This is a genomic window from Acidimicrobiia bacterium, assembly GCA_030584185.1.
Lineage (GTDB): Bacteria > Actinomycetota > Acidimicrobiia > Spongiisociales > UBA11373.
Map to the genome: position 1 here is coordinate 1737893 of CP129495.1, position 25214 is coordinate 1763106.

Here is a 25214-nt window from a genome sequence, read left to right on the forward strand (position 1 = left end):
ACGAATGAGCGCAAAGGAACTTCGGTTCAACGAGGAGGCCCGCCGCGGCCTCGAAGCCGGCGTCGACAAGCTGGCGAACGTGATCAAGGTGACGCTCGGCCCCAAGGGCCGCAACGTCGTCCTCGAGAAGAAGTGGGGCTCCCCCACGATCACGAACGACGGATACACCATCGCCAAGGAGATCGAGCTCGACGACCCATGGGAGAACATGGGCGCCCAGCTCGCCAAGGAAGTGGCCACCAAGACCAACGACGTGGCCGGTGACGGCACCACCACGGCAACGGTCCTGATCCAGGCCATGGTCCACGAGGGTCTGCGCAACGTCGCCGCCGGGGCCAACCCGATGGAGCTCCGTCGCGGCATCGCCGACGCCGTGGAGAAGGTGGTCGACTTCATCGCCACCACCGCCAGCCCGATCGATGCCAAGGACAGCGAGAAGATCGCCTTCGTCGCCGCCAACTCGGCAGCCGACGCCCTGGTGGGCGAGAAGCTGGCCGAGGCGATGAAGAAGGTGGGCAACGAGGGTGTGATCACGGTCGAGGACAGCCAGACCTTCGGGATCGATCTCGAGTTCACCGAGGGAATGCAGTTCGACAAGGGCTACATCTCGCCGTACTTCATCACCGACGCCGACCGACAGGAGGCCGTCCTCCAGGATGCCTACGTGTTGATCGTCAACGGCAAGGTGACCGCGGTGCACGATCTGCTCCCGGTGCTGGAGAAGGTGATGCAGGCTGGCAAGCCGCTGGCGATAATCGCCGAGGACGTCGAGGGCGAGGCCCTGGCGACCCTGGTGGTCAACCGTCTGCGCGGCACGTTCTCCTCGGTGGCGGTGAAGGCTCCCGGTTTCGGCGAGCGTCGCAAGGCCATGCTGCAGGACATCGCCATCCTCACCGGTGCCACCGTGATCTCCGAGGAGGTCGGCCTGAAGCTGGATGGCGTCACCGTCGACATGCTGGGCAAGGCCCGCAAGGTGGTCGTCAGCAAGGACAACACCACCATCGTCGAGGGCGCCGGATCCAAGGGCGATGTCGACGCTCGTATCAAGCAGATCCGTCGTGAGATCGAGAACTCCGACTCGGACTGGGACCGCGAGAAGCTCCAGGAGCGGCTCGCCAAGCTGGCAGGTGGCGTTGCGGTCATCAAGGTCGGCGCCGCCACCGAGGTGGAGCTGAAGGAGAAGAAGCATCGCATCGAGGATGCCATCCAGGCGACCCGCGCCGCGGTGGAGGAGGGCATCGTCGCCGGCGGCGGCGTGGCCCTGCTCCGGGCGCAGGAGGCGATCGACAAGATGCGGGGCGGCACCCCCGATGAGAAGACGGGGCGCATGCTGGTGCGCAAGGCTCTCGAAGAGCCGATGCGCCAGATCGCCTTCAACGCCGGTTACGAGGGTGGCGTGATCGTGGAGCGTGTCAGGACCCTGACCGGGTCCGACGGCTTCAACGCCGCCACCGGTGAGTACGTCGACCTGGTGAAGGCCGGGATCGCCGACCCGGCAAAGGTGACCCGGTCAACGCTGCAGAACGCCGCCTCGGTGGCATCGCTGCTGATCACGACCGAGGCGATCATCGCCGAGAAGAAGGAAGACAAGCCTGCTCCCGCCATGCCTCACGGCGGCGGGGACATGGACTTCTAGACGAATCGAGCCGATCGATCACGGAAGGGGGCGGGCATGGGCCCGCCCCCTCTCGTTTGGAAGCGTTGCGGGAGGCTACGGCTCGAGCCAGCCCCGATCGACCCACCGGGTGTGCTCGGTGCGGTACTCGTCCTCGAGGAGTGCCCACAGGCCGTGGTCCATCCACACACCGTGGACGTGGACTTCGCGTCGCAGCAGGCCCTCGCGCACGAAGCCGAGCTTCTCGGCGATCCTCTCACTGGCGCGGTTGCCTGCGGCGATACGAAGGGTGATCCGGTGCATTCGCAGCTCCTCGAAGCCCATCTGCAGTATCCGGGCGGCGGCCTCGGTTCCGATGCCGTGGCCGGCCGCCGACGAGCGCACCCAGTAGCCGACCTCCCCCGATCGCTCGCGGCGCGACAGCGGCCAGATCGAGATGTTCCCCAGGTGACCGGGCAGGTCGGAGCCCCGGATTGCCAGGTCGTAGGCGCGGCCCTCCGACCAGGCCGCGGCAGAGTCGCGCACGAAGCGCGCCGCCTCGGGGCGACCGTAGCCGGCGTGGGCCCAGGGCAGCCAGGCGGCGAGGTCCTGCCATGACTCCTCCACCGCTTCGACCATGGGGTCGATGTCTCGCCTCCTGAAGGGGCGAAGCTCCAGGCGGGGGGTGACCCTCGCCCTGGTGGGAACGGACCGCAGCATTGCGGCCGAGCCTATCGCCGTACCATGCGCCGATGGTTGCTTCCTGGGAGGCACTCTCCGCGCTGCCTCCGGTTCCGCCCGGTGACGAGGTACGCGCCGCCGTGTTGGTGCCGATCTACGAGGATGCCGGGCGCCTTCGCCTGATAATGACCCGGCGCCCCGACGACATGCGCGCCCACCCCGGGGACGTGGTGTTTCCCGGAGGCACGATCGAGCCGGGCGATGCCGACCCGGTGGCTGCGGCGATGCGCGAGGCCTCCGAGGAGGTCGGCCTGCCGCGCAGCAGCATCGTCGAGGTCCTCGGCGGATTGACCCCGGTGCATGCTCGTTCGGTGACCATGATGATCGCCCCCGTGGTGGCCCGGGTCCAGCGACCCGAGCGCCTGGTCCCGCAGCCGGGGGAGGTGTCGGCGATCATCGAGCCGCTGGTGGATGATCTGCTCGACGACGACAGGTGGGTGAGTCGCAGTTGGGGGCCGGGTCGGAAGATGTGGTTCTTCGAGTTCCCCGAGGGCGTGCTCTGGGGGGCCACCGCATTCATGGTGCGCGACCTCCTCGAGTACTTCCGGCGGATCGAGTCCTGACCGGGGTCTGGCCGTTCCTCCCGGACAGCACAGGTGTGGGCCGTAGGCTGGGGCCGTGCACGTCACATGGGAGATGCTCGCCGATCGTCTGCGCTCCTCGGGGCTGAGGATCACCGGGCCGCGGCGGCACGTCCTGACCGTTCTCGCCTCGAATCACCAATGTCATCTGACCGCTCCATCCATCACGGAGACTCTCGCCGGCAAGGTGGATCCGGCCACCGTCTACCGGACCCTGGACACGCTCGAGGCGGTAGGCGTTGTCACCCACAGCCATCTGGGCCATGGGCCCGCCGTCTATCACTTCGCCGACGAGCCACCACACCAACATCTGGTGTGCTCCAGCTGTGGAGTGGCGGTGGAGGTCGACATGGATGTCATCCGGCTCAGCCTCGGCGAGATGACCGCCCGCACCGGCTTCGTGCCCGATCCCACCCACTTCGCCGTCTCCGGCACCTGTGCCGCCTGCATCGCCGCCGGCGCCTGATATCCTGTTGCGAGTCAGTCGCAGGAAGATCCGATGCACATTCCCGACGGCATCGTGAACGGTGCCACATCGGCCGGCTTCGGCCTGGTGGCGGCAGGCGGATTCGGCGCTTCGGTGAGGCGCGCCCGCCGGGTCCTGGAGGACCGCCACGTCCCCCTCGCCGCCCTCACCGCCGCCTTCGTCTTCGCCGCCCAGATGGTCAACTTCCCCGTCATCGCCGGCATGAGCGGACATCTCCTCGGCGGTGTGCTCGCCTGCGTGTTCGTCGGCCCTTCGACCGGGGTGGTGGTGGTAGGCATCGTCCTGGTGGTGCAGTCGATGCTGTTCGCCGACGGCGGACTCACCGCCATCGGGCTGAACATCACCAACATGGCTCTCATCGGCGGACTCGGCGGATACGGGGTGTTCCGCCTCCTGCGGTCGGTGCTTCGCCGGGCTCCGGTGGCGGCACTCGCCGCCGTCGCCGCCTTCGTCTCGGTTCCGCTGAGTGCCCTCGGCTTCGTGGCACAGTTCGCCATGGGCGGGGTGGCCGAGGTCTCGCTCGGCGCGGTGACCGCGGCGATGCTCGGCACCCACATTCTCATCGGTATCGGCGAGGGCGTGATCACGGGCTTCGTCGTCGCCGCCGTCGCCGCCTCCCGGCCCGACCTGGTGCTCGGAGAGCCCGCGAGGGTGCGGGCGTGAACCGCCGCTTCGCCGTCACCGCCCTTCTGGTGACACTCGGGGTCGCCATCGGCGCGAGTCAGCTGGCCTCCGATGCCCCCGACGGCCTCGAGTTCGTGGCCGGGCAAGAGGGCTTCGCCGGCACCGCTCGTGATCACGCCCTCGCCGACACGCCTCTTGCCGACTACGGCGACGACCTCACCGGCCACACCGCCCTCGACACCGCCATCGCCGGGCTGGTCGGCGTGTCGGCGACCATCGGAGTCGGCTGGCTGCTGCTCGGTGGCAGGCGGCCGAGCAGCGCGTCGCGGGAGGGCTGAGGTGGCCGGAGGCCACCTCCACGCCCTCTACCGGCACGGCTCCTCGCCGGTGCACCGGGCAGCGCCCCATCTGAAGGTGCTCGCCACCCTCGGGTTCGTCGTCGCCGTGGTGCTCACCCCCAAGGAGCAGGCGTGGGCCTTCGGTCTCCATCTCGCCGTTGCCGTGGCCGCCCTCATGGCGGCGCGCATCCCCGCCCAGTTCGTGGCGGCACGCTTGACGGTGATCGTGCCCTTCCTCCTCGCCGCCGGCACGCTCCCGTTCCTGGCCGCGCCGCCCGACAACTCGTGGGGCCTCTCCGTACCCGGGCTGTGGGCGGCCTGGAATGTCGCCGCCAAGGCGACGCTCGGGACTCTGGCCTCGATCACCCTGGCCGCCACCACCGAGCCCTCCGAGCTGATCGCAGGGCTGGAGCGGCTGCGCGCCCCCAGGATCGTCACCGCGATCCTCGGCTTCATGATCAGGTACCTGGACCTTGTCGCCGCCGAGATGGGCCGGATGCGCGTCGCCATGCGCTCGCGCGCCTACCGGCCGCGCTGGCTGGGCGGGGCCAGCGCCCTGGGCCGGGGGGTAGGCAACCTCTTCTTGCGGTCGTACGAGCGTGGTGAGCGCATCCACCTTGCGATGATGGCACGGGGGTATTCCGGGTCACTGCCGCCCGCCCCGCCTGACGCGGCCTCGGTCGCGCCGATGGCGACGGTGGCTCCGGCGGCGGCCGCCTGGCTGGTTCTCGCCGCAGCCCTGGCTGCGCCATGAGCATCCCGGTGATCGAGGTCGTCGGGCTCTGGTTCACCCATCCCGACGGGACCGAGGCTCTGCGGGGAATCGACCTGCACGTGCACCCCGGGGAACGGGTCGCCCTGCTCGGCCCCAACGGCGCCGGCAAGACCAGCCTGGTCCTCCATCTCAACGGTATCCATCGTCCCCAGCGTGGCTCGGTGCTGGTGTCCGGCGAGGACATCGCCGCCGGCGACCTGATCGAGGTGCGTTGCCGGGTCGGCGTGGTGTTCCAGGACCCGGACGATCAGCTGTTCATGCCCACGGTGTGGCGCGATGTGGCCTTCGGTCCCCAGAACCTCGGTCTCACCGGAACCGAACTGGACCGGCGGGTGGAGAGGGCATTGGACGCCATGGAGATGTCGGAGCTGGGCGACCGACCGCCCAACCACCTGAGCCTGGGTCAGCGAAGGCGCGCCGCCATAGCCGGCGTGATGGCAATGGATCCAGAGATCCTGGTCCTTGACGAGCCGACCTCCAATCTGGATCCGGCGACCCGCCGGGAGCTGGCCGGGATCCTCCTCGGGCTGGACGTCACGCTGCTGGTCGTCACCCACGACCTGCCGTTCGCCCTCGAGGTGTGTGAGCGGTCGGTGATCATGGATGGGGGCAAGGTCGTCGCCGACGGGCCGACACGCGACCTGCTCGGCGACACCACCCTGATGCGGCGCCACCGGCTGGAGCTTCCCTACGGAATGATCCTGGATGGCTGAGCCCGACGGTCGACGGGAGACAGCGACCATACCCACCACACGGCCACCAGGGAGCCCAGGACCTCGCCGGCGAGGAACACCCACACCGATCCGGGGTCGATGCCGGCCGGCGATCCGGTGAACACTCTCGCCAGGGTGACCGCAGGGTTGGCGAACCCGGTCGATGCGGCGAACAGGTGAGCTCCGGCCACGAACGCCCCGACGGCGGCACCGACGGACGCCTGGCGACCGGCCCGGACCAGGAGGAAGATGAAGGCCACCAGCCCGGCCGTTGCCACCGTCTCGGCCACGAAGGCACCGGCCCCCGCTCTCGGCATGTCGGAGATCGACAGCAGCGGATCACCGAAGCCGGCGTGGGCCACGACAACGCCGAGGACCCCACCCGCCACCTGGGCGAACGCGTAGGGAACCGCCTCCGACACCGGAAGGTGGCCCAGCAGCACCGCGCCGAGACTCACCGCCGGGTTGAAGTGGGCGTCACCCACGGTGCCGAGGGCGGCGATCAGTGCCGCAAGCACGCCGCCGACCGTGATCGCCGAGGCGAGGAGGCCGATGGCGGGCGACGCCCCCAGGCGTGCCGCCGTCGTCGCCGCACCGACGACGGCCAGCAGGAGGAAGGCCGTGCCGATGAACTCGACGGCGAGGCGACGTCCCAGGGATCTCACCTCGGTTCGAAGACGCCGAGCTCGGCGAGAAGACCGGAGACCCGGTCCCTTATCTCGTCCCGGATCGGCCGCACCTGGTCGGCGGTCATCCCGGCGGGATCGGTGATCTCCCAGTCGAGGTACCTGATCCCGGGGAACACCGGGCAGGCGTCCCCGCAGCCCATCGTCACCACCACGTCGGCCGCCCTGACCACCTCGTCGGTCCAGGGGAGTGGTCGCTCGCCTGCGAGGTCGATGCCCTCCTCGGCCATGGCCTGGACGACGGCAGGGTTGACCTCGCTCGCAGGGTCCGATCCGCCGGAGAACACCTCGATGGCGTCGCCACCGATCCTCCTGGCCCATGCAGCGGCCATCTGCGATCGCCCTGCGTTGTGGACACAGAGGAACACCACCGCCGGCTTGCGGTCCCTCGGGGGGGTCCGGAGACGTGAGGCGGCCTGGAGGCGGTCCCTGGCGAGGCGCTCGATCAGGATGGGGAGCCAGGTGAGTATCCGCGCCCTGCTCTCGAGCATCTCCTGCGACTCGGCCATGAACCGGGCGATCGTCTCCACACCGAACACGCCATCGAAGTCGCGCTGCACACGCTGTGCCGCCTGGTCGATCATCAGTTGGGTCTCGGGAGGAAGTGCCATGGTGTCCTACTCCTTGCTCCGGTCGCCCGGACTCTCTTCTCCAGGGTGGTGAGGGCGTCGACGAAGGCACCGCGGGTGCCGATCGGGGCGGGATCGGGGGTCGACCAGTGCACCGTTGGTTCGGAGAGCGCCTCGTGTGCCCGGTCGCAGACGGTGACCACCGTCGCCCAACCGCCTCCGGCGTCGTCGAGGTGTCGCGGTGAGGCACCGGTCAGGTCGATCCCGGCCTCTCCGGCCACTGCGACCGCCATGGGATGCACCCTGCTCGCCGGCTCGGTCCCGGCGCTTCCGGCGACGCCGCCGGTCGCGGTCCGCCACAAGGCGGCGGCGATCTGGGAGCGCGCCGAGTTCTGAGTGCACACGAACAGGACCGGCTCGCCCAGAGGCCTGGCATCGAGGCCGAGGTCTCGCGCCGCCTCCGTCACCAGGCTCACATAGCGTCTGCGTCCGTCACCCTCCGACCGGGTGCGTCGCACCAGCCCTGCGGCTTCGAGGACCTCCAGGTGATGGGCGAGCAGGTTGGGGCGGACACCCAGCGATGCCCCCAGTCCCGCTGGGGAGAGATCACCTCGCGTCAACGCCTCGGCCACCGCCAGGCGAATGGGATCGCCCAGTGCGGCGTGACGCCCGGCTCGTGTCTCGAGGTCCACCGACTCAGAATACCTCAATGTTGATTGAAGTATCTCTTTCCGGGTGGTGCCCCGCTCTACCCCCACCATCCGACGAAGATCGGGGCCAGGACCACCGCTGGGAGCAGGTTGGCCACGCGCACCTGCTTGAGGTCGAGCAGGCGAAGGGCGATTCCGAGGAGGAGGATCCCTCCGGCTGCACCCAGGGCATCGATCATCGGGTCGGTGAGGATGCCATCGAGGGTGCCCGCACCGAGGGCGATCCCGCCCTGGATGAGGAGGACGGTGAGGGCCGAGAAGCCGACGCCCCACCCGTAGACGGCTGCGAAGGCGATGGCGGCGAACCCGTCCAGGGCAGCCTTCACGAGGAGCAGCTCGGCGTCGCCCAGGCCGTCCTGGATCGACCCCACGATGGTGAGTGGGCCGACGCAGAAGACCAGGGAGGCGATCACGAAGCCCTCGCCCATCCGGGCGTTGCCCCGAGGAGTGTCGCCGTCCCCGGCCACGACCCGCTGCAGGAAGGCGCCCAGCAGATGCAGTCCCGCCTCGATCCGCATCGCCTCGCCGAGCAGGGCGCCGAGGAGCACGGCTCCCAGGACAAGGGGGAACTCCTCCGTGGGGAGGATCTCCCGGACGGCGATGGCGGCCGTGGCCAGCCCGAGGGTGGCCATGACCGTCTCTCTGACCCGCTCCGGGAAGCGGGTCCCGGCCATGGCGCCGATGACCGTGCCCACCAGGACGGTGGCGACGTTGGTGATGGTCCCGATGGGCATTCGAGCGATGTTATGCCCCCGACCTCGGTTCGCTCACCCGAGGTCGGGCCGGAGAGCCGCCGCAGCCTCGAACCGCACCCGGAAGTCCTCGTCGGCCGTGGCCACGATCAGCATCTCGCTGCTCCGCTCCGATCCCAGATCGGCGAGGGCTCGCACCGAGCGCCATCGGATCCAGGGATCGGTGTCGAAGAGGGCGTCCTCGAATAGGGGTCGGTACGCCTCGTCCTCGAGATCGGCGGCGGCGTCGACGGCCGCCCGCCGCACCAGGCGGGATGCGTCGGCGTAGCCGGTCACCAGGGCCGCCTTGGCGACCGCCTCGTCGGCGGAGAGGGCGAGGGTCACCACCGCCGCACGCCGCCTCCTCGCCTCGGCGGAGTCCAGCGCCGCCACCAGAACCTGGCGGTGCTCGTCACGATCCGGGTTCATCAGGTGGAGGTCTTCGGGTCGCATCGAGGCCAAGCTCAGGTGTCCGGCCTCGTCGATCAGGTCCTCGCGGGTCCGTCTCGGGCGGCTCCTCCCGGCGCCGGTCCAGAAGAGGTCGGTGACGCGCCGCAGCACCGGCTCCAGGCGCTCCTCCCAGGAGGCCGATCCGATCAGGCCCACGGTCACGAAGTCGCCGGCCACCATGACATCGGTGACATCGAGGTCCTCGAACAGCGTCGCCACCCGTGGGTCGTCCACTTCCTCGCCCCGTCGATACCAGACGCCCGGAGCGGGCTCGCCGCCGACGTCGAACTTGACCTTGCGGGGATGTGGCGTCGGCTGGGGGCGGACCGGCCCGGCGAACGCCCGCTCGAACATGCTGGGCGTCTCCGAGACGGTGGTGCCGACCACCTCGATCTCGTAGCGTCCCTCCCTGATCCCGTGGCGCAGCCGCAGGCCGTGGCCCAGATCGTGCTCCCACCAGCCTTCGGCGAGGTGGGGGGTCACCAGGTCGGAGAGGCGGGTGGCGTCTTCGGGGCCCCATGGCGCCGCCGAGAAGAAGCGCTTCAAGGCGTTCTTGAAGGGGATGAGGATGTGGAACGGGAGGTGGATCGCCACCTCCTCGGTGAGGTGGTTGGAGGCGACGGCGACCAACTCCAGGTTGGCGACCTCGGTGCGGGGCTGGCGCGACATCGGCCAATGGTCGCACACGGCGAAGCGGGCGGGCATCGCTACCCTGCTCCTCCCACCGGTGGAGGCGAGTTGGAGCGCAAGAGGGTCTTCTCGGGACTGCAGCCGACAGGCAACGTGCACATCGGCAACTACCTGGGCGCCCTGCGCAACTGGGTGCGCCTCCAGGATGAGTACGACTGCGTCTACTGCATCGTCGATCTCCACGCCATCACCGTCGAGTACGACCCGGCACAGTTCGCTCGCGAGCGAACCGACGCCGCCAAGGTGCTCATCGCCTGTGGTGTCGATCCGGCCCGTTCCCTGTTCTATCGCCAGAGCCGGGTGCCGCATCACACCGAGCTGGCCTGGATGCTGGGGACCATCGCCTCGATGGGCCAGCTGAGCCGGATGACCCAGTACAAGGAGAAGTCCGATCGCACCGGTGAGAGGCTCGGGATCTTCGCCTATCCGGTGCTCATGGCTGCCGACATCCTGCTCTACAGGGCCCATGCGGTGCCGGTGGGCGACGATCAGAAGCAGCACCTGGAGCTGACCCGGGATCTCGCAGAGCGCTTCAATGCCAGGTTCGGTGAGGAGTTCCCGATCCCCGAGCCGATCATCCCCGAACACGGCGCCCGGATCATGTCCCTGCAGGACCCGACCTCCAAGATGTCCAAGTCCGACCCCGACCCCTCGAGCCGCATCCTGGTGCTCGATCCGCCCGACACCATTGCCCGCAGGGTGAAGCGGGCGGTGACCGACTCGGAAGGTTCGGTGCGGCTCGACTGGGAGAAGAAGCCCGGCATCTCCAACCTGCTCGAGGTGATGGCCCTCTTCACCGGAGAGTCGATTCCCGAGATCGAGGCCGAGTACGGGACCGGCGGTTACGGGCGCTTCAAGGAGGCAGTGGCCGAGGCGGTCGTGGAGGGCCTGGCTCCGGTGAGGGAGCGATTCGCCGCCCTTGACGACGCCGATGTCGAGGCGGGGCTGGAGGAGGCGGCAAGGGTCGGGGCGGAGCGCGCCGAGGTCCTGCAGCGACGGGTGCGGGAGCGTCTCGGGCTGGTCTGAGGTCGTCACCGCCCCGGTCCGGGGCGGCATCTCACCCACTACGCTGAGGGCATGGACGTCGAGATCGGCAAGGGCAAGTCGGGAAGGCGGGCGTACGGCCTCGACGACATCGCCATCGTCCCCAGCCGGCGGACCCGCGACCCCGACGATGTCGACATCTCCTGGAAGATAGACGCCTACGAGTTCGCCCTTCCCATGCTCGCCTCGGCCATGGACTCGGCGGTCAGCCCGGCCACGGCCATCGAGATCGGCCGCCTCGGCGGTCTGGGAGTCCTCAACCTGGAGGGCCTCTGGACCCGGTATGAGGACCCGGACCGTGTGTTCGAGGAGATCGCCTCGCTCCCCGCCGAGAAGGCGACCCGTCGCATGCAGGAGATCTATCAGGAACCCATCGACCAGGATCTGATCGTCACCAGGATCCAGGAGATGAAGGCGGCAGGCGTGGTCACCGCCGCCAGCCTCACGCCGCAGCGGGTTCCGCAGTACGCCGCGCTGACGGCGAAGGCCGGGCTGCACATCCTGGTGATCCAGGGAACGGTGGTCTCGGCGGAGCACGTCTCGACCCGGTCGGAGCCCCTCGACCTGAAGCGCTTCATCGCCGAGTTCGAGATCCCGGTGATCGTCGGCGGCTGCGCCTCGGAGTCGACCGCCCTCCACCTGATGCGAACCGGGGCGATGGGGATCCTCGTGGGCGTGGGACCGGGTGCTGCCTGCACCACCCGGGGAGTGCTCGGCGTGGGGGTCCCGCAGGCCACCGCCATCGCCGACGCCGCCGGCGCTCGCATCAGGTATTTGGACGAGTCGGGCCGGTACGTCCATGTGATCGCCGACGGCGGGATGCGCACCGGCGGCGACATCGCCAAGGCGATCGCATGCGGTGCCGACGCCGTGATGCTCGGATCGCCGATCGCAGCGGCCGCCGAGGCACCGGGAAAGGGCTTTCACTGGGGAATGGCCACTTTCCATCCGACGCTCCCCAGGGGCACCCGTGTCGAGGTGGGGAACCTGGGGACCCTGGAGGAGATCCTCGTCGGTCCCGCCCACGAGAACGACGGCCGTCGCAACCTTTTCGGAGGACTCCGGGTGTCCATGGCCACCACCGGCTACGCCGACCTCAAGGCGTTCCAGAAGGCCGAGGTGATGGTGGCCCCCGCTCTGCGCACCGAAGGCAAGGCCCTGCAGCGCGATCAACGGGTCGGCATGGGGTGATTGGGGAAGGCGGTGCCACCGAACGGGTCCTGGTGGTGGATTTCGGCGCCCAGTACGCCCAGCTCATCGCCCGCCGGATCCGCGAGGCGCACGTCTTCTCCGAGATCGTCGCCCGCGATGTGACGGCGGCCGAGGTCCGGGCCATGGTTCCGGTGGGGATCGTCCTCAGCGGCGGACCGGCATCGGTGTACGCCGAGGATGCCTATGACCTGGACCCGGCGATCCTCGCCCTGGGGATCCCGGTGCTGGGGATCTGTTACGGGCATCAGGTGATGGCCCACTCGCTGGGGGGTGAGGTGGTTCGCACCGAGACCGCCGAGTTCGGACGCACCCGGCTCGAGGCCGCTCCCGGATCGGTCCTCTTCACCGACCTGCCCGAGGAGCAGGAGGTGTGGATGAGCCACCGCGACGCCGTGGTCAAGCCGCCGCCCGGCTTCCGGGTGACCGCCACCACGGCCGAATCGCCGGTGGCCGCGATGGAGGACCCGGATCGCGGTCTGTGTGGCGTCCAGTTCCACCCCGAGGTGGCGCACACTCCGCGCGGCCAGGATGTCCTGAAGCACTTCTTGTACGAGGTCTGCGGCGCCCGTCCGACATGGACCCATGTCGGCATCATCGAGCGCGCCGTCGAGGCGGTCGCCGCCCAGGTCGGCGATTCGGGCGTGATATGTGCCCTGTCGGGCGGTGTGGACTCGGCGGTGGCTGCGGTGCTCGTCCACAGAGCGGTGGGGGACCGGCTCACCTGCGTCTTCGTCGACCATGGGCTGATGAGGGAGGGAGAAGCTGACCAGGTGGTCACCGCCTTCCGGGATCACCTCGACATCGACCTGGTTGCGATCGACGCCTCGGAGCGGTTCCTCGGCGCCCTCGCCGGGGTCACCGATCCCGAGCAGAAGCGCCGCATCGTCGGCGAGACCTTCATCCGGGTGTTCGAGGAGTTCGCCCGCAGCCACCGCAACGCCCCTTTCCTGGTTCAAGGGACCCTCTACCCCGATGTGATCGAGTCGGGCACTCGCGACGCCGCCCGGATCAAGAGCCATCACAACGTGGGTGGCCTCCCCGAGGACATGGACTTCGCCCTCGTGGAACCACTGCGCGACCTGTTCAAGGACGAGGTGAGGGCAGTCGGCGAGGAGTTGGGGTTGCCCGAGGCGATGGTCTGGCGGCAACCGTTTCCCGGCCCCGGGCTGGCGGTGCGGATCATCGGCGAGGTGACCGCCGAGCGGCTCGACCTGCTGCGTCGCGCCGACGCCATCATCACCGAGGAGATCCGTCGTGCCGGTCTCGATCGTCGCGTGTGGCAGGCCTTCGGCGTCCTCCCCGCAATCAGGTCGGTCGGGGTCCAGGGCGACGAGCGGACCTACGCCCACCCGCTGATACTGCGTGTCGTCTCGTCGGAGGACGCCATGACCGCCGACTGGGTGCGTTTGCCCTACGAGGTACTGGAGCGCATCTCGTCGCGGGTGATCAACGAGGTCGACGGGATCAACCGTGTCGCCTACGACGTTTCCTCGAAGCCGCCCGCCACCATCGAGTGGGAGTGAGACGCCACCCCGTCGTGGGGTCCCATCCTTAAGATGGGGTGGCGGTGGGTCGATATCGACTCAATCCCTCTAGACCTGGACTCCCGTGCCTTTCGACGATGATCTCGAGCTTCAGCGGCTGTTCGTCGGCGAGGTCGGCGAACGCTCTGCCGCCTTGATCGCCGGCGGCGAGGCTCTGGCGCGCTCCGACATCGACGAAGAGCAGATCCGCACCATGGTGCGCGAGGGGCACACCCTCAAGGGGACGGCCCGGATGATGGGATACATCGCCATCTCCGATGCCGGCAAGGTGCTGGAGGATGCCTGGCGCTCCATCTCGACGGGCGAAGTGCCGCCAGGTCCGGAGCTCTCCAAGGCACTGATCGAGCTGGCGCGTCAGCTGGCTCCTGCCGTTCCCGCAGACCCCACATCGGGGACGCCCGGGTTGGCTTCGGCGATCCGCCATCTGCGTCGAGCCCTCAAGGACGACCTTCCTGCTGCCACGGCGGAGGACTCCAGGACCGCTCGGCCCGAGAGCGACCTCGACGGGCTGCTCGGTGCCATCGACACCTGGGCGTTCGGTGAGACGGTGCGGGTGAACGCTGCCGGTCTCTTCCGGCTCATCAACGAGATCGTGTCGTTGCGGGTCGAAGCCGAGCTCGTCGGCGAGACGGTGCGCCGGCTGGCCGAGATGCCCGACGGTCCGCCGAGAGACCGGGACATGGAGCACCTTTCGCTGTTGGTGCGCAACGCCGAGCAGGCCCTACTCGAGTTGCAGACGCGGGCTTCGGAGCTCTCGGCTGCGCCGCTCTCCGACGTGACCGGCACCTTCAAGCAGCTGGTTCGCTACATCTCGCGCCGGGCCGGCAAGGAGGTCCGCTTCGACGTCGTCGGCGACGAGGTGCGGGTCGACCGACAGGTCCTGGAACGGCTCTCCGACCCGCTTCGCCATCTGGTGGTCAACGCCGTGCAGCACGGCGTCGAGGTCCCCGAGCGCAGGGAGGCGGCGGGCAAGGTGCGCACCGCCACCGTGACGTTGCGGGCCGAGGTCGAAGGGCAGCGGCTCTCCATCGTCGTCGAGGACGACGGCAAGGGAATCGACTGGAGCTCGGTGCGTCGGGTCGCCCTGGAGCGCGGCCTGCTCACCGAGGACGAGGCCCATGATCAGGAGTCGCTGCGCCGTGTCCTCTTCTCGCCGCACTTCAGCACCGCAGAAGCCGCCGACACGGTCGGCGACGGCCAGGGGCTGGCGACGGTGACTGCCGCCGTCGAGGGCCTTCAGGGGACTCTGACCCTGGACTCCGAGCCCGGCCAGGGATCACGGATCGCCATCACGGTTCCGACGAGCCGCTCCCTGCAGGACGCCGTGCTGATCTCGTCTGCAGGCCAGACCTGGGGGATCCCGGCGATCGCCGTCCTCGACCAGCTCCCGCTGGCCGGGCAGACGCTGTGGGAGCGGGATGGCCGGACCGAGACCACATGGGAGGGCAGCACGATCCCGGTCCTGTCCTTCGCCGAGGCGGTCGGGTTGAGCGAGACCGGTGAACCCGAGCGCATCGTGGTCGTCTCCACAGCCACCGGACCGGTTGGCTTCACCGTCGTCGCAGAGATGGGACGGCGCCAGGTGGCGGCGCGGGAGCTGGGGCCGATCCTGGAGGGGGTCCCCCACCTCACCGGGGCCGCCATGCTGGGTGGAGGCGACATCGTGGTGCTGGTGGATCCGAACCGCCTGGCAGCGCTTGCCCGTGCCGAACGCGAGACCGGACCCCGCCTGCGGGTCCTGGTCATCGACGACTCACGCGGAGCCCGCCAGGTGGTCGGCGGCGCCCTGGGCTCGGCCGGTTTCGAGGTCGATCTCGCCGGGAGCCCCACCGAGGCGCTCTCGGTGCTCGCCGATCAGCAGTTCGACGCCATCGTGATGGACTACGTGATGCCGACCATGGATGGCGCCACCCTGGCGGCACGGGTGCGGTCGCTCGGCGTGCGCACGCCGATAGTGATCCTCTCCGGCGCCGCCACCACCGATGATCAGCGCAACGCCCTGGCCGCCGGCGCCGACGCCTACCTCGACAAGGACGACGTGCGCCGCGGAGCCCTAGCCGAGGCGATCCTCGACCTGGTCGGGGGCCGCCGCATCGAATCACACGCCTGAGATTCGAAGACCACCCCCTCGGTAGACTCGGCCCATGCCGGAGTCCGAGTTCTTCGAGGGTCTCAACCCGTCGCAGCGGGAGGCCGTCGCCGCCATCGAGGGCCCCGTCCTGGTGGTCGCCGGAGCCGGCTCGGGCAAGACCCGGGTGCTCACCCATCGGGTCGCCCATCTGATCGGCGACATCGAGGTGTCGCCGTATCAGATCCTGGCCATCACCTTCACCAACAAGGCGGCCAACGAGATGAAGGAGCGGGTGGCCCGGCTGGTCGGGGGAGTGGTGCGGGGGATGTGGGTGTCGACCTTTCACTCGGCGTGCGTCCGCATCCTGAGGCGGGAGGCGAGCGCCTTCGGGTACAAGTCGCAGTTCACCATCTACGACGACCTCGACTCGCGGCGTCTGGTCGAGTTCTGCCTGCGCGAGCTCGACCTCGACCCGAAGCGGTTCCCTCCGCGGGGTGTCCTCGCCGCCATCAGCAACGCCAAGAACGAGCTGGTCGACTTCGAATCGTTCGGCGAGCGGGGCTCCGGCCCGTACCACGAGAAGGTGTCCGAGGTGTACCGGCTCTATCAGCGGCGCCTGCGTGAGGCGTCGGCGATGGACTTCGACGATCTTCTCATGGTCACGGTCGAGCTGTTCGGCGCCTTTCCCGAGGTGCTGCAGACCTACCAGGAGCGGTTCCGCTACGTGATGGTCGACGAGTATCAGGACACCAACCACGCCCAGTACAGGTTGGTGCAGATGCTGGCCCAGCGGCACCGCAACCTGTGCGTCGTGGGCGACTCGGACCAGAGCATCTACGCCTTCCGGGGGGCCGACATCAGGAACATCCTCGAGTTCGAGCGCGACTACCCGGATGCCCGGGTGGTGGTGCTCGACCGGAACTACCGATCCACCCAGACCATCCTCGATGCCGCCAACGCAGTCATCTCCAACAACTCGGGGCGCAAACCGAAGCGCCTCTGGACCGATCTCGGCACCGGGTCGCCGATAGCGGTGTTCCGTGCCGAGGACGAACACGACGAGGCGGCATTTGTGTCCGAGCGGTTGAGCCTCCTCGCCGACGAGGGGCTGTCACTGTCCGACGCCGCCATCTTCTACCGCACCCACGCCCAGTCCCGCGTGCTCGAGGAGGTGCTCTCCCGGCGTGGGATCAGGTACCAGATGATCGGGGGGGTCCGCTTCTACGAGCGAGCGGAGATCAAGAATGCCATGGCGTATCTGAAGGCGATAGTCAATCCCGGCGACACTGTGGCCGTCAAGCGGATCGTCAACATACCGCGGCGCGGAATCGGCGACACTACCATCGCCCACCTCGACAGGCTCGCCGAGAGGGAGAGGATCGGATTCTTCGACGCCATGCGCCGGGCCGTCGAGTGCCCCCATCTCTCCGGTCGGGCCCTCGGCGCCGTCGGCGAGTTCGTGGCCCTCATCGAGGAGTTGACGGCTGTCGCCGAGGATGGCCCCCGTGCGGTCCTGGAGGCGGTCCTGGAACGAACCGGGTACGTCGGCGACCTGGAGCGGGACGGCTCGATCGAGGCGCTGGGCCGCGTGGAGAACCTTCGGGAGCTGCTCTCGGTGGCGGGTGAGTTCGAGGAGAGTGGCCCGATCACCGATCTCGGCGACGAGGTGTGGGAGGAGCTGGACGGTCTGCGCCGCCTGGAGAGGTTCCTCGAGTCGACCGCCCTGGTCTCAGACGTGGATGCCCTCGACACCGCCGACCCGGACGGTGGAGTGCCCTCGGGGCAGGTGACGATGATGACCCTTCACAACGCCAAGGGCCTGGAGTTCCCGGTGATCTTCATGGTGGGGATGGAGGAGGGGGTGTTCCCCCATCTCCGCAGCCTCGGCGACCCCGACCAACTGGAGGAGGAGAGGCGTCTCGCCTACGTCGGGATCACCCGGGCGATGCGGCACCTCCACCTCACACATGCCACCACCCGCAACCTGTTCGGTCAGAGCAACTACAACACGCCCAGCCGGTTCATCAAGGAGATCCCGGAATCGCTGAGGAACGAGCCATCGGGTCCCCGCCCCCGTCGTGAGGCGCCCGCTGCCGGCCCGACGCTCACCGTCGGCGAGATCGCCGAGGGTGATCGGGTTCGGCACCGGCGATGGGGGATGGGCACTGTGGTCGGAGTCTCCGGAGACGGTGAACGCGCCGAGGCCGTCGTTCGATTCGACGAGGCCGGACAGAAGCGACTCCTCCTCATGTGGGCGCCGTTGGAACGGGCCTGAGCGGAGACCGTCATCGGGGCAGCAGGTAACCTCGGGTCCCATGCCGCGCCGGATACTCATCGCCAAGCCGGGCCTCGATGGGCACGACCGCGGGGCGAAGGTCATCGCCCGGGCCCTGCGGGACGCCGGCAACGAGGTGATCTACTCGGGGCTCCACCAGACGCCCGAGCAGATCGTCGAGACCGCCCTCCAGGAGGACGTCTCCGCCATCGGGCTGTCGGTGCTCTCCGGGGCGCACATGACGCTGTTCCCCCGTGTCGTCGAGCTGCTCGCCGAGCGTGACGCCGCCGAAGTGGTGGTCTTCGGAGGTGGCATCATTCCGGCCGCCGACATCCCCGTCCTCGAGGAGCGGGGGCTGGCGGCGATCTTCACACCGGGAACCCCCCTCGCCGAGGTGGTGTCCTGGGTGGAAGAGCACATCCCCGAGCGCTGAGAGGTTTCAGTGGACCTGTTCGAATTCCAGGGAAAATCGCTGTTCGCCCGTTCTGGAGTCCCGGTGCCCGAAGGCCGCGTTGCGGCCACCCCGGAGGAGGCGGAGGCGGCGGCGCGCCAGTTGGGCGGGGGCCCGGTGGTGGTGAAGGCGCAGGTGCAGGTGGGCGGTCGCGGCAAGGCGGGGGGGATCAAGCTCGCCGCCGGGCCCGAGGAAGCGGGGGCCCGTGCCGCCGAGATCCTCGGCATGGACATCAAGGGCCACACGGTGCACCTGGTCTGGGTGGAGCAGGCATCGGAGATCGTCGCCGAGTACTACGTGTCCTTCACGCTCGATCGCTCGGCGAAGCGACATCTGGCGATGGTGTCCGCCAGGGGGGGAATGGACATCGAGGCGGTCGCCGTCGAGACGCCGGATGCGGTGGTGCGGATGCACGTCGACCCGGTGATCGGGCTGGCGGGGTGGCAGGCGTCTGAGCTGGTGTACCGCGCCGGGTTCGACCGGGCCACCGCCCGGCGTTCGGCAGCCGCCCTGCAGAGCCTCTACGGCGCCTTCGTGGCGCTCGACTGTGATCTCGTCGAGGTGAACCCGCTGATCCTGACCGGCGATGGCGAGATCGTGGCCCTCGACGCCAAGGTGACCCTCGACTCCAACGCCTTCTTCCGGCACCCGGAGTTCGAGGAGTTCCGCCAGGCGTTCACCCCGGATCCGATCGAGGAGATGGCCCGGGAGCGCGACCTCAACTTCATCAAGCTCGAGGGGTCCGTCGGGATCATCGGCAACGGGGCAGGCCTGGTGATGTCCACCCTCGACGTGGTGTCGCTGGTCGGCGGCCGTGCAGCCAACTTCCTCGACGTCGGCGGCGGCGCCGGCGCGGACACCATCACCGACGCCCTCGAGGTGCTCACCCACGACCCATCGGTGCGGTCGGTACTGATCAACATCTTCGGCGGGATCACCCGTTGCGATCTGGTGGCCGAGGGCATCGTCGAGGCGCTGGGGAGGCTCCGGCTGCCGTGGCCGATCGTGGTCCGCCTCGATGGCACCAACGCCGTCGAGGGAAGGGCCATCCTCGAAGGGGTCGCCTCCGACCGGGTGATCGCCTCGCCGACGATGCGGGAGGCGGCGGAGCAAGCCGTAGCCCTGGCCGGAGGGGAGGCCTGATGGCGGTTTACGTGGACGAGTCCACCCGTCTGCTGGTGCAGGGTCTGACCGGCTCACAGGGTCGATTCCATGGCTTCCGGAACCGTGACTACGGAACCCACCTGGTGGCCGGGGTGACCCCGGGCAAGGGCGGCTCCGATCTCGACGGGGTGCCCATCTTCGACACGGTCGCCGAGGCGGTCGAGGCCACGGGCGCCAACACCTCGATGGTGTTCGTCCCGCCGGCGTTCGCTGCCGACTCGATCCTCGAGGCGGCCGCTTCGCCGGGGATCGGCCTGATCGTGGCCATCACCGAGGGGATCCCGGCCCACGACGAGGCCCGGGTCTACAACTACGTGAAGATGACCTCCGCCGCGACCGTGATCGGACCCAACTGCCCGGGCCTCATCTCGCCTGGGCGGGCGAATGTCGGGATCATCCCGCACGAGATCACGCTCCCCGGCGACGTCGGCGTGGTGTCCCGGTCGGGCACCCTCACCTACCAGGCGATACATGAGCTCACGGTGCGCGGCATCGGCCAGTCGACCTGCGTGGGCATCGGCGGCGACCCGGTCCCGGGCACCACCTTCGTCGATGTGCTGCGGCGTTTCCAGGACGATCCCGACACCAGGGCCGTGGTCATGATCGGCGAGATCGGAGGCAGCGCCGAAGAGGAGGCGGCAAGTTTCATCGCCGAGGCGGTCACCAAGCCGGTGGTCGGCTACATCGCCGGTGTCACCGCCCCTCCGGGCCGCAAGATGGGGCACGCCGGGGCGATCATCTCCGGATCCACCGGGACCGCCTCTGCCAAGCAGGAGGCTCTGCGCGCCGCCGGTGTGGTGGTCGTGGACGACCCGACCGCCATCGGCGTGGCGGTGGCCGCCCTGGGCGGATAGGGTCACACGGCGGCGCATTCACCGCAGCCTCTGCCGGGTACCCTCACCGCAATGCCGCCGTCGCCTCCTTCATGGCCCACCGCAGGGCCGTTGACCATCGGGATCGCCGGAGGCTCCGGTTCCGGAAAGACGACCATCGCCCGGTCGATCGTGGACGCCATCGGGGTGGAGCGGGTGACGCTTATCCAGCACGACTCCTACTACCGGCGTCAGTCCCACCTGTCGCTCGAGGAGAGGGCCCGGGTCAACTACGACCATCCCGACTCCCTGGAGACGGACCTCCTGGTGAGCCACCTGGAGCAGATGATCGAGGGCAAGGCGGTGGAGATCCCGGTGTACGACTTCACGGTGCACGATCGTTCCGAGGAGACCGTGCCCGTCCAGTCTCGGCCCGTGATCATCGTGGAGGGGATCCTGGTGCTCTTCGAACCGGCCCTGCGCAGGCTCATGGACCTCAAGGTGTACGTCGACACCGATGCCGACCTCAGGATCGCCCGGCGATGGACGCGCGACATGGACGAGCGGGGCCGGACCTTCGAGTCGGTCCGGGAGCAGTACCTGTCGACGGTGAGGCCGATGCACCTGCAGTTCGTCGAGCCCACCAAGCGATACGCCGACATCGTGATCCCGGAGGGGTACAACCTCGGCGCCGTAGGCACCGTGATCTCGATGATCAGGGAGGTGCTGCGCGGCTCGTGAAGGGAGCCGGCTGCCGACGGATCTCGAGCGCGCGAGGGGTACCCTCCCCGCCATGAAGGATCCCACCGCCGGACGCCTGCTCTCCGGCCTCGAGGCGGCCGCCTTGTGGCGGGCCGAGACCGCAGGAAGGGTCGGCGCCCTGGCCGATCTTGGGATTCGTGTCGGCCTGGCCACGCTCCTGGTCGGCGACGATCCCGCCTCGATGGCGTATGTGCGGCGCAAGCACCAGGCGGCCGAAGCGGCGGGAATGCGTTCCATCGATCGACGCCTCCCAGCCCAGGCCTCACCGGGCCAGGTCGAGGCGGCCATCGACGACCTGAACTCGGATCCGGTCGTCCACGGCTACCTGGTGCAGCTCCCCCTCCCGCCACAGGTCGATCCCGCTCGCATCCTGGAGCGGATCGATCCCGCCAAGGACGCCGACGGCCTCCATCCCCAGAACCTGGGCCGGCTGATGCTCGGGCTTCCCGGGCCGCGCCCGGCGACCCCCACCGGGATCTTGAGGCTGCTCGATCATCACGGTGTGGCCACCTCGGGCCGCTCTGCGGTGGTCGTGGGACGCTCATCGCTGGTGGGCAGGCCGCTCGCCGTCATGCTCTCATCCCCGGGCCGGGACGCCACGGTGACCGTGGCCCACACCCGGACCCCCGACCTGGCATCGGTGACCCGGGATGCCGAGATCGTGGTGGCCGCCGCCGGGAGCCCCGGCCTGATCGGGCGGGACCATGTGGCGCCCGGCGCCTTCGTGGTCGATGTGGGCACCACCCGTGTGGGCGACGCCCTCGCCGGGGACGTGCGGTTCGAGGAGGTGATGAGCGTCGCCGGGGGGGTCAGTCCCGTCCCGGGAGGTGTCGGTCCGATGACGATCGCAGCGCTTCTCGCCAACGTTGTCGGACTCGTCGAGGGATGGTGACGCCGGTCGCGATGCCTCGTCGCCCCGCGATAATCGATTGGTCCAACAAGAGGAGTCCGACGAATGCCCGCCAACATCACCATGGGGCCTGCCGGCCTGGACGTTCCCGACGACCCCATCCTGCCCTTCATCGAGGGTGACGGCACCGGCCCCGACATCTGGGCGGCGGCGGTGCGCGTCTTCGACGCCGCCGTCGAGTCCGCCTACGGCGGCTCCCGGCGAATCCATTGGACCGAGGTGCTCGCCGGTCAGAAGGCGTTCGACGCCACCGGGGAGTGGCTTCCCACCGAGACCATCGCCGCCTTCGAGCGGCATCTGGTGGGGATCAAGGGGCCGCTGACCACGCCGGTCGGCGGAGGGATTCGGAGCATCAACGTCTCCATCCGACAGATCATGGATCTCTATGCCTGCGTGCGGCCGGTCAAGTGGTATCGGGGGGTTCCGTCTCCGGTGAAGCACCCCGAGAAGGTGGACATGGTCATCTTCCGCGAGAACACCGAGGACGTGTACGCCGGCCTGGAGGTGGCTGCGGGGTCCCCGGAGGCGACCCGGCTGCGCCAGTTCCTCGAAGACGAGATGGGCTGGAAGATCAGACCCGACAGCGGCCTCGGGCTCAAGCCGGTCTCCGAGACCGGCTCCAAGCGGCTGGTGCGCGCCGCCATCCGTCACGCTCTCACCCAGAAGCGGCGGTCGGTGACGCTCGTCCACAAGGGCAACATCATGAAGTTCACCGAGGGCGCCTTTCGCACCTGGGGCTACGAGGTGGCCGAGGAGGAGTTCGGCAACACGACGGTTTCGTGGGAGGCCAGTGGCGGCGACCCGGGTGACCGGCTGCTGATCAAGGACTCGATCGCCGACGCCTTCTTGCAGCAGATCCTCACCCGATCCGACGAGTACGACGTGATCGCGACGCTCAACCTGAACGGCGACTACGTGAGCGATGCCCTGGCCGCACAGGTGGGAGGGATCGGGATCGCCCCGGGCGGCAACATCAACTACGACAGCGGGCACGCGGTCTTCGAGGCGACCCACGGGACGGCGCCCAGGTACGCCGGACAGGACAAGGTCAATCCGGGTTCCCTGATCCTCTCCGGGGTGATGATGCTGCGCCACATGGGCTGGGCCGAGGCGGCGACCGGCATCGAGACCGCCATGGAGGCAGCCATCTCCGATGGAATCGTCACCTACGACCTGGCCCGTCTGATGGAGGGGGCCACCGAGGTTCCGACCAGTGGGTTCGCCGACGCGGTGATCGCCCGCCTCTGAGACCGGGGCTGCCCCGGATCGAACCCCGATGCATGGGGTTAGCCTTGGCGAGGAATGGGTTTGGACGACAAGGAGCGATCGTGAGCCGAGTTACCGTGGTCGGTGCGGGAAAGTACGGGTCCACCACAGTGCAGCGCCTCGCCGAGGCCGGTGTCTGCGATGAGATCGTGATGACCGACATCGTCGAAGGTCTGCCCCAGGGTCTGGCACTCGACATGAACCAGGCCCGGCCACTCGAGCGTTACCGCACACGCGTGGTGGGCACCAACGACTACGCCGACACCGCCGGCAGCGACGTCGTGGTGATCACGGCGGGCCTTCCCCGAAAGCCGGGCATGAGCAGGATGGACCTGCTCGAGGTGAACGCAGGGATCGTCGGGGACGTGACCCGGGCCATCGCCGCCGGTTCTCCAGATGCGGTTCTCATCGTGGTCACCAACCCGCTGGACCAGATGACCACCCTCGCCGCCGAGGTCTCCGGATTCCCCAGGAGCCGCGTGATGGGGCAGGCGGGGAACCTGGACACGGCACGCTTCATCCACTTCATCGCCGAAGCGACCGGTGCCGACGTCCTCGAAGTCGAGGCGCTCACGCTCGGCAGCCATGGCGAGACCATGGTGCCGGTGCCATCGCAGTGCTTCGTCGCCGGGAAACCGCTCACCGAAGTGCTCGAAGCAGCAGCCATCGAAGCGCTGGTGGAGCGCACCAGGGATGGTGGCGCCGAGATCGTCGCCCTGCTCAAGACCGGTTCCGCCTACTACGCACCGTCTTCGGCCGCCGCCAAGATGGTCAAGGCGGTCCTCGGGGACACCGGCGAGCAGATGCCGGTGTGCGCCTGGACCGAGGGCCAGTACGGGATCTCTGGTGTGTACCTGGGGGTTCCTGCCCGGCTCGGTGCCGAGGGCGTCATGGAGATCGTCGAGCTCCCGCTCGAGCCCGACGAGCTCGCCGCCCTGCGAGCTGCGGCCGGAGCCGTTGCGGCGAAGGTCGCCGAGCTGGACCAGATAGGGAAGGGCTGACCCGGCTGTCCCGTTCGGATCGTCCGCGAACCGGCTACGCCGATGCCAGCTGCAGCTCCGACTCCCGGGCCGCCTCCTGCTGGCGGTGGGCCCGCTCCGAAGTGGCGATCTCGTCTCGGCGCTTCGCCCAGAGCCCCACGACCCCGACGAAGGCGAGCAACCCGCCGACCCAGGCGATCAGCACACCAGAGGTGATCTGAGCGTCCCCGAACTCGACGGCCACTCCGCTCGTCTCCGCCTGCCTTTGCAGGAGGTCTACGCGAAGTGCCGATGCCATGGTGATGGCCGTGATCCAGATGGACATCGTGGCGAGCATGAGCAGACGCCATCCGGCCAGGGCCGACGGGTGGCGCAAGATCGCCTGGGCGGCGAGGATCCCGAACAGCACCAGGAAGATCAGCCACACCGGACGCTCCTTGCCGCCGAAGATCGGGTTGAGCACGCCGAACAGCAGCAGGGCGAATGCCGCCAACCAGGCGCCGAAGCGGATCGCACCCTTGAAGGAGTTCCGGGCGCGTTCACCGATGCTGGAAGCAGCGAGGTTGGTGACCAGACCGGCCCCGATCATGGCGATCAACGCCATCCCGAGGAAGGAGAGCGTGCGATCCCCGGTGTCGGCCACCAGGGCGATGCCGACCGACCAGCCGACCAGGCCAGCCGCCACGATCATGGACCCGAAGCGGGTCCGTCCGATACGACCGAAGGCCAGCAGCAGGGTGATCACCAGCAGGACGGCGGCGGTGGCGGCGATCACCTTCCCCTGCATGGTCTCGTATCCGCGCAGCGACCAGGGCGACACGATGTAGCGGTAGTCGCGGCGTACCCGGACGTACTCCCAGGCGGCGGACGAGCCCAGGAGCAGCAGACCGAGGGTGGTCAGTGCCAGCGGACGGTTCTTGAGGAAGGCCCTCACGCTTCTCCAGGGGTCGACGGGGCGCCACTCTACACCAGCCGGGCGAGGGCGGGTCGCCCGCAAGATGCACGCCGGGGGCCGAAAATGGTTAGAGTTACAA

At 68.9% G+C, this 25214-nt stretch carries 26 protein-coding genes; 19 read left to right on the forward strand and 7 right to left on the reverse strand.

The window, feature by feature from the left end; all coding sequences use genetic code 11:
* Positions 1–4 precede the first annotated feature (4 nt).
* A complete protein-coding gene (gene groL, locus QY307_08990) occupies positions 5–1636 on the forward strand; it encodes a chaperonin GroEL (protein ID WKZ82208.1) in 1632 nt (543 codons plus the stop codon).
* Between the two features lie 75 nt (positions 1637–1711).
* Here groL and QY307_08995 read toward each other — a convergent pair whose 3' ends face one another.
* A complete protein-coding gene (locus QY307_08995; GenBank protein WKZ82209.1) occupies positions 1712–2314 on the reverse strand; it encodes a GNAT family protein in 603 nt (200 codons plus the stop codon).
* Between the two features lie 32 nt (positions 2315–2346).
* Between QY307_08995 and QY307_09000 the strand changes: the two genes are divergently transcribed.
* The 6 genes from QY307_09000 to QY307_09025 are packed head-to-tail and all read left to right on the forward strand — an operon-like array spanning position 2347 to position 5853.
* Positions 2347–2898: a CoA pyrophosphatase gene (locus QY307_09000; protein ID WKZ82210.1), complete on the forward strand. Its 552-nt coding sequence runs from the start codon at positions 2347–2349 to the stop codon at positions 2896–2898.
* Between the two features lie 55 nt (positions 2899–2953).
* Positions 2954–3382, forward strand: a complete 429-nt coding sequence (locus QY307_09005; GenBank protein WKZ82211.1) for a Fur family transcriptional regulator — start codon at positions 2954–2956, stop codon at positions 3380–3382.
* A 33-nt stretch (positions 3383–3415) separates the two neighbouring features.
* Entirely contained in the window at positions 3416–4066 is a 651-nt protein-coding gene (locus QY307_09010) for an energy-coupling factor ABC transporter permease (GenBank protein WKZ82212.1), read from the forward strand.
* Positions 4063–4365, forward strand: coding sequence for a PDGLE domain-containing protein (locus QY307_09015; protein ID WKZ82213.1), 303 nt, complete (start codon positions 4063–4065; stop codon positions 4363–4365). Before QY307_09010 ends, QY307_09015 begins: the two co-directional genes overlap by 4 nt.
* 1 nt (position 4366) lies before the next feature.
* Positions 4367–5119, forward strand: a complete 753-nt coding sequence (gene cbiQ, locus QY307_09020; GenBank protein ID WKZ82214.1) for a cobalt ECF transporter T component CbiQ — start codon at positions 4367–4369, stop codon at positions 5117–5119.
* On the forward strand, positions 5116–5853 hold the full coding sequence (locus tag QY307_09025; protein WKZ82215.1) for an ATP-binding cassette domain-containing protein: 738 nt from the start codon (positions 5116–5118) through the stop codon (positions 5851–5853). Before cbiQ ends, QY307_09025 begins: the two co-directional genes overlap by 4 nt.
* Here the strand turns inward: QY307_09025 and QY307_09030 are convergent.
* Genes QY307_09030 through QY307_09050 form a run of 5 tightly spaced genes read right to left on the reverse strand, consistent with a single transcriptional unit; the run spans position 5829 to position 9668 of the window.
* Positions 5829–6518, reverse strand: a complete 690-nt coding sequence (locus QY307_09030; GenBank protein ID WKZ82216.1) for an aquaporin — start codon at positions 6516–6518, stop codon at positions 5829–5831. The two genes, QY307_09025 and QY307_09030, sit on opposite strands and share 25 nt — an antisense overlap.
* Positions 6515–7150, reverse strand: a complete 636-nt coding sequence (locus QY307_09035) for an arsenate reductase ArsC (protein WKZ82217.1) — start codon at positions 7148–7150, stop codon at positions 6515–6517. Before QY307_09035 ends, QY307_09030 begins: the two co-directional genes overlap by 4 nt.
* Positions 7123–7800, reverse strand: coding sequence for a helix-turn-helix domain-containing protein (locus tag QY307_09040; GenBank protein ID WKZ82218.1), 678 nt, complete (start codon positions 7798–7800; stop codon positions 7123–7125). The genes QY307_09035 and QY307_09040 overlap by 28 nt, the downstream gene beginning before the upstream one ends.
* A gap of 56 nt (positions 7801–7856) precedes the next feature.
* Complete coding sequence (locus QY307_09045; protein WKZ82219.1) at positions 7857–8552, reverse strand: DUF554 domain-containing protein; 696 nt, start codon at positions 8550–8552, stop codon at positions 7857–7859.
* Positions 8553–8585: 33 nt separating this feature from the next.
* Positions 8586–9668, reverse strand: a complete 1083-nt coding sequence (locus tag QY307_09050) for a HEAT repeat domain-containing protein (protein WKZ82220.1) — start codon at positions 9666–9668, stop codon at positions 8586–8588.
* 69 nt (positions 9669–9737) lie between these two features.
* Between QY307_09050 and trpS the strand changes: the two genes are divergently transcribed.
* From trpS to mdh, 12 genes are all read left to right on the forward strand, one after another.
* Positions 9738–10715, forward strand: a complete 978-nt coding sequence (gene trpS / locus QY307_09055) for a tryptophan--tRNA ligase (GenBank protein ID WKZ82221.1) — start codon at positions 9738–9740, stop codon at positions 10713–10715.
* Positions 10716–10766: 51 nt separating this feature from the next.
* The gene (locus QY307_09060) at positions 10767–11924 is read left to right on the forward strand and encodes a GuaB3 family IMP dehydrogenase-related protein (protein ID WKZ82222.1); all 1158 of its coding nucleotides are present in this window, start codon (positions 10767–10769) and stop codon (positions 11922–11924) included.
* Positions 11921–13468 (forward strand): glutamine-hydrolyzing GMP synthase, encoded by a 1548-nt coding sequence (gene guaA / locus QY307_09065; GenBank protein ID WKZ82223.1) that lies wholly within the window; start codon positions 11921–11923, stop codon positions 13466–13468. The genes QY307_09060 and guaA overlap by 4 nt, the downstream gene beginning before the upstream one ends.
* A gap of 85 nt (positions 13469–13553) precedes the next feature.
* The gene (locus tag QY307_09070) at positions 13554–15599 is read left to right on the forward strand and encodes a response regulator (protein WKZ82224.1); all 2046 of its coding nucleotides are present in this window, start codon (positions 13554–13556) and stop codon (positions 15597–15599) included.
* Positions 15600–15633: 34 nt separating this feature from the next.
* Positions 15634–17835, forward strand: a complete 2202-nt coding sequence (pcrA, locus tag QY307_09075; GenBank protein WKZ82225.1) for a DNA helicase PcrA — start codon at positions 15634–15636, stop codon at positions 17833–17835.
* A gap of 40 nt (positions 17836–17875) precedes the next feature.
* On the forward strand, positions 17876–18268 hold the full coding sequence (locus tag QY307_09080) for a cobalamin B12-binding domain-containing protein (protein WKZ82226.1): 393 nt from the start codon (positions 17876–17878) through the stop codon (positions 18266–18268).
* Positions 18269–18277: 9 nt separating this feature from the next.
* Complete coding sequence (gene sucC, locus QY307_09085; GenBank protein WKZ82227.1) at positions 18278–19429, forward strand: ADP-forming succinate--CoA ligase subunit beta; 1152 nt, start codon at positions 18278–18280, stop codon at positions 19427–19429.
* A complete protein-coding gene (gene sucD / locus QY307_09090) occupies positions 19429–20304 on the forward strand; it encodes a succinate--CoA ligase subunit alpha (GenBank protein ID WKZ82228.1) in 876 nt (291 codons plus the stop codon). Before sucC ends, sucD begins: the two co-directional genes overlap by 1 nt.
* 51 nt (positions 20305–20355) lie before the next feature.
* Positions 20356–21003: a uridine kinase gene (gene udk, locus QY307_09095; GenBank protein WKZ82229.1), complete on the forward strand. Its 648-nt coding sequence runs from the start codon at positions 20356–20358 to the stop codon at positions 21001–21003.
* Between the two features lie 52 nt (positions 21004–21055).
* A complete protein-coding gene (locus QY307_09100) occupies positions 21056–21916 on the forward strand; it encodes a bifunctional 5,10-methylenetetrahydrofolate dehydrogenase/5,10-methenyltetrahydrofolate cyclohydrolase (protein WKZ82230.1) in 861 nt (286 codons plus the stop codon).
* A gap of 63 nt (positions 21917–21979) precedes the next feature.
* The gene (gene icd, locus QY307_09105; GenBank protein ID WKZ82231.1) at positions 21980–23182 is read left to right on the forward strand and encodes an NADP-dependent isocitrate dehydrogenase; all 1203 of its coding nucleotides are present in this window, start codon (positions 21980–21982) and stop codon (positions 23180–23182) included.
* A 77-nt stretch (positions 23183–23259) separates the two neighbouring features.
* Positions 23260–24201: a malate dehydrogenase gene (gene mdh, locus QY307_09110; GenBank protein WKZ83785.1), complete on the forward strand. Its 942-nt coding sequence runs from the start codon at positions 23260–23262 to the stop codon at positions 24199–24201.
* Between the two features lie 34 nt (positions 24202–24235).
* Here mdh and QY307_09115 read toward each other — a convergent pair whose 3' ends face one another.
* Positions 24236–25114: a hypothetical protein gene (locus QY307_09115; GenBank protein ID WKZ82232.1), complete on the reverse strand. Its 879-nt coding sequence runs from the start codon at positions 25112–25114 to the stop codon at positions 24236–24238.
* Between the last annotated feature and the right edge of the window lie 100 nt (positions 25115–25214).

Excerpts from the sequence above, each read along its gene's own strand:
- groL (WKZ82208.1), top strand. The coding sequence starts at position 5 with ATGAGCGCAAAGGAACTTCGGTTCAACGAGGAGGCCCGCCGCGGCCTC.
- QY307_08995 (WKZ82209.1), bottom strand. The coding sequence starts at position 2,314 with ATGCTGCGGTCCGTTCCCACCAGGGCGAGGGTCACCCCCCGCCTGGAG.
- QY307_09000 (WKZ82210.1), top strand. The coding sequence starts at position 2,347 with ATGGTTGCTTCCTGGGAGGCACTCTCCGCGCTGCCTCCGGTTCCGCCC.
- QY307_09010 (WKZ82212.1), top strand. The coding sequence starts at position 3,416 with ATGCACATTCCCGACGGCATCGTGAACGGTGCCACATCGGCCGGCTTC.
- QY307_09025 (WKZ82215.1), top strand. The coding sequence starts at position 5,116 with ATGAGCATCCCGGTGATCGAGGTCGTCGGGCTCTGGTTCACCCATCCC.
- QY307_09035 (WKZ82217.1), bottom strand. The coding sequence starts at position 7,150 with ATGGCACTTCCTCCCGAGACCCAACTGATGATCGACCAGGCGGCACAG.
- QY307_09045 (WKZ82219.1), bottom strand. The coding sequence starts at position 8,552 with ATGCCCATCGGGACCATCACCAACGTCGCCACCGTCCTGGTGGGCACG.
- QY307_09050 (WKZ82220.1), bottom strand. The coding sequence starts at position 9,668 with ATGTCGCGCCAGCCCCGCACCGAGGTCGCCAACCTGGAGTTGGTCGCC.
- QY307_09060 (WKZ82222.1), top strand. The coding sequence starts at position 10,767 with ATGGACGTCGAGATCGGCAAGGGCAAGTCGGGAAGGCGGGCGTACGGC.
- pcrA (WKZ82225.1), top strand. The coding sequence starts at position 15,634 with ATGCCGGAGTCCGAGTTCTTCGAGGGTCTCAACCCGTCGCAGCGGGAG.
- QY307_09080 (WKZ82226.1), top strand. The coding sequence starts at position 17,876 with ATGCCGCGCCGGATACTCATCGCCAAGCCGGGCCTCGATGGGCACGAC.
- sucD (WKZ82228.1), top strand. The coding sequence starts at position 19,429 with ATGGCGGTTTACGTGGACGAGTCCACCCGTCTGCTGGTGCAGGGTCTG.
- udk (WKZ82229.1), top strand. The coding sequence starts at position 20,356 with ATGCCGCCGTCGCCTCCTTCATGGCCCACCGCAGGGCCGTTGACCATC.
- QY307_09100 (WKZ82230.1), top strand. The coding sequence starts at position 21,056 with ATGAAGGATCCCACCGCCGGACGCCTGCTCTCCGGCCTCGAGGCGGCC.
- icd (WKZ82231.1), top strand. The coding sequence starts at position 21,980 with ATGCCCGCCAACATCACCATGGGGCCTGCCGGCCTGGACGTTCCCGAC.